The following is a 3,456-nucleotide window of genomic DNA, read 5'->3' as shown; positions in this document are numbered from 1 at the left end:
CCAACTCGACCATCTGGCGGCGGAACTCCGCCGGGTACGGGGGACGGGTTCTCGGCATGGCAAAAACACCTCACGCGAAAGCGTTCTCGGTGTCCACCGATCCGGGGCAATCCCATTCAATGGCCTGCCCAACTCGGCGGCAGCGCGCGCGACGCTCCATAGCGATCAGTCCACAAAGACCGAGCCAGGCCGCGATGCCCCCGAACAAATACGGTAGAAATTGCAGCACGCCCATAAAAACAACATAGCCCAGCAAGCAGTAGACAAGGAGTCCAACGAGGCCGAGCAGCATTGCTGGAAATATGGCGAAGCTGAAGACATCTAGAATCGTCGAGCCGATTGCGGAAACAAACCCCAAAGCGAAGCTGCCGAGTCCGCCAGCGAGCTGGAGCAACCAGCCGCCACTCGCGTACGTGTCGACGAACGCCGTCCATCGACCAGGGTCGGCAACGTCGAGGCAGCGACGGTTCGCGTCGTAGTAGAGCGTCCCTTCCCAGTAGCCCCTGTGCCCGTCGACAAGGCCGATCGGAAGATGGCCCGTCCGTGTATCGAGCATGCCGAGCACCACGCCGACGGTCACGCCCTCCCCCGTGAGGCGGTATTGCCGGCCTGTGAGGTCCAGCACGTGGTCGTAGTGCTGGAGGCCGCTGACACTGCGAGGGGAATGATCGGGGAGCATTGGTGGCGGCCTCGTTATTGAAGGGGGGGGTCGATATGAGGAGGCGCGCGTGTGCGCACGGCCCCAAGCGGGATCGACAGACATCCGAGTGTTCGACGGACCATAAGGCATAGGCACGCCAGCCGAGATCGGGCAGCGACCCACGATTCACATAAACCCAAAACCTACGCGAATCGCTATGCTTTGGCCAAATCCAGAGATATCAGGCGATTCCTGGAACACTATTGCCAATTCTGATCATGACTCTGAAATTGCAGCGGATCTAGGCTTGCCGCAAGGCCGAATCACCAGTTACAAGCTTGGCCAATGACGGGACCCCGTAGAGCGCAGTAGCAGCTGCGTCAGGAGCTACGCCGGTGCGTGGATCAGAATTGGCAAAAGCGTTCTTAACAGCCACGGTCGCTCACCGAGTCGTGGCGACGTCGGGACATCCAGCTATGACGCAACGCCAAGCGTCTCCAGCGGCCGCCTCGCTGTATTCGCGAGACGGTCAACGCAAGTATCTGACTCCCAGCGAGCGAGCCCGCTTTCTGGCGGCAGCAGCCAATCGCCCGCCGACGATAGAGACCCTGTGCCTGACCCTCGTCTGGACGGGCTGTCGAATATCCGAAGCGCTCGATCTCACGCGCGCCGATCTCGACGTCGACGACGGGATCGTGGCGGTGCGCTGCTTGAAGAAGCGACGCCCTGGCATCGTCCGGGAGGTGCCGGTACCGAGCGACTATCTCGCAAGCCTCCTCGACGTCCACCCGCCAGGACCGCCGCACGAGCGTCTTTGGGGGATCGCCAGAAATACGGCCTGGCGCTACATCAAAGACGTCATGCAGGATGCTGGCATCGTGGGAGTTGCAGCCTCGCCGAAAGGCTTGCGCCATGGCTTTGGTGTGCACGCGCTGCGCTCCGGTGTACCACTGAACTTGGTTCAGCGTTGGCTGGGCCACGCCGACATCGCGACAACGGCGATCTACACCAATGCCATCGGAGCCGAGGAGCGCGAGATCGCCGCTCGTATGTGGTGATCGGGTGCGACGAGATCCTTGATCGATGTGTCTCCCCAGGAAAGATTTTGCGCTCGTCGTACCCCTCTCGTGGGGGGAGACGAGAGCGAGCTGATCAAGATCATGATCCTGATGAAGGCCGTGGGTCTGAGTCGTCGCCGTTGTCAGCATTTCCTCGTCCGGTACGGCTTGCGCCAGCGATCCAGGCAGCGGCGAAGGCTTACGGCCGGCGCTGCCGAATCCACCTGTCAGATTTCCCCGCGCCATTGTACGACATCTATCCATCATTAGATTTTTCCGCGTCATGATACATTGATCGTCGCATCAACAAATCCAATATCTTGGCTCGTAAGTTGGTGTTGTTCTCCTTTCGAAGCTATTAATACACTGCGTCGCAGAACGGTGCCTGACGGACGATCCATCCTTTCCTACAGACGCTGCGTCCCTGACGATGGACGACCGGGCTCCCGCCATGAGCAGCCTTGGCATGTCCCGTAAATTCCCTTACGAAAGGACTCGCTACGAATTGTACATCAGCGCATCGCATTCCTTGGGTGTGGATACTCCGTGGTCATCGATCATCGTTTCGAGCACATAGAGAACGAAGGGCGTCGTAGGCGTGCGTGGATCGAAAGCCTATCCTCGTTTTTCGTGACCACGATCGATCAATCCGATATTGTTCCAAAAACGGCATTTCATAGATATCACCATTTGAACCAACTCGTATTTGGTGAGATCGAGGCATCGGCACAAAAAATCGAGCGCACACCTGCCCTCGTTGCCGCACAAAATCTCGATCATATCGTGCTTCGTCTCTACACGTCTGGAAACACTAACGTTGGCATTTGCGGAGCAACGACAGAAATTACTCAAGAATCATTTGTAGCTTTTGACTTATCGCAGCCTATCGTGTCGACGACGAGGGGCATGACCGGCCTCAACTTAGCCGTACCACGGCGCTGTCTTGAGGATCGCATCGGCGACGCCTCGGCCTGGCACGGTCAAATTATTCCAACAGCCTCAAGTCCGATTGCCAAGCTCATGGCGGATCACATGCGTAATGTAAGCGCATGCCTACGCGACGCCAGTCCAGAGCAGATGAGGCACATCATTCCGGCGACGATCGCGCTGAGCAATGCAATGTTTCTCGGCGAGCACGATAGCGCATACGACAAAAATGTCGTTACGGGCATCGCTATTCGACAGTTTATCGAGGAAAATTTGCCGCGCGTTGATGCGGACATAGTGATGGCGCGTTTCGCAATTTCTCGCACCCCTCTCTACAAAATATTTGAAAGCGACGGTGGCATCTATTCCTATATTCGCAACCGGAGGCTCGCCCGGGCCATGCAGATTCTGGCACAGCCCGGAGACCGCAAGCAGCAGATCGCCGCCGTCGGCTACTCCCTTGGCTTCGAAAATGACCGCGTGTTTAGCCGTGCATTCCGGCGCAAATACGGATTGAACCCGAGCGAGGTCGATCACGAGACCCAGAGCCGGGTCCACATCGCGCGGGAGTCCCTCCTGCTTTCGTGGATGAAAGATCTCTGATTCGACATCGGCGGTCCGGGTCGTATTCTCGCAAAATCAATATGATCCTCGTGCAGGCCCTGGCTTGAAGGAAAATGAGCTGCCGCCACATGATTGGGACGATCCCGGCACCAGATCGGACGCCTAAACCGTCTAGAGGCTGTTACGGACCACAGCGAAGTCTGCGGCCCTTCGAAGCAGCAGGACGCTGAAGGCGACGAGGTGCATTCCCGCGAGGGTGGCGGGCAG

The 3,456-nt window shown here is 58.1% G+C and carries 3 protein-coding genes; 2 read left to right on the top strand and 1 reads right to left on the bottom strand.

Features of this window, described 5'->3' with window-relative positions; genetic code table 11:
- Nucleotides 1–70: 70 nt before the first annotated feature.
- On the bottom strand, nucleotides 71–679 hold the full coding sequence (locus A5481_RS33620; protein ID WP_064504049.1) for a hypothetical protein: 609 nt from the start codon (nucleotides 677–679) through the stop codon (nucleotides 71–73).
- Between the two features lie 437 nt (nucleotides 680–1,116).
- Between A5481_RS33620 and A5481_RS32555 the strand changes: the two genes are divergently transcribed.
- Both A5481_RS32555 and A5481_RS16320 read left to right on the top strand, forming a co-directional pair.
- On the top strand, nucleotides 1,117–1,698 hold the full coding sequence (locus A5481_RS32555; protein ID WP_082173641.1) for a tyrosine-type recombinase/integrase: 582 nt from the start codon (nucleotides 1,117–1,119) through the stop codon (nucleotides 1,696–1,698).
- A gap of 546 nt (nucleotides 1,699–2,244) precedes the next feature.
- Nucleotides 2,245–3,228, top strand: coding sequence for a helix-turn-helix domain-containing protein (locus A5481_RS16320; RefSeq protein ID WP_048437627.1), 984 nt, complete (start codon nucleotides 2,245–2,247; stop codon nucleotides 3,226–3,228).
- Nucleotides 3,229–3,456: the final 228 nt, after the last annotated feature.

The organism is Methylobacterium platani (genome assembly GCF_001653715.1).
In the GTDB taxonomy this organism is placed as follows: Bacteria; Pseudomonadota; Alphaproteobacteria; order Rhizobiales; family Beijerinckiaceae; genus Methylobacterium; species Methylobacterium platani.
This window is presented reverse-complemented; position numbering and strand designations above follow the sequence as displayed.

Coding starts and splice junctions, on each gene's coding strand:
- A5481_RS33620 (WP_064504049.1), bottom strand. CDS start 679: ATGCTCCCCGATCATTCCCCTCGCAGTGTCAGCGGCCTCCAGCACTAC.
- A5481_RS32555 (WP_082173641.1), top strand. CDS start 1,117: ATGACGCAACGCCAAGCGTCTCCAGCGGCCGCCTCGCTGTATTCGCGA.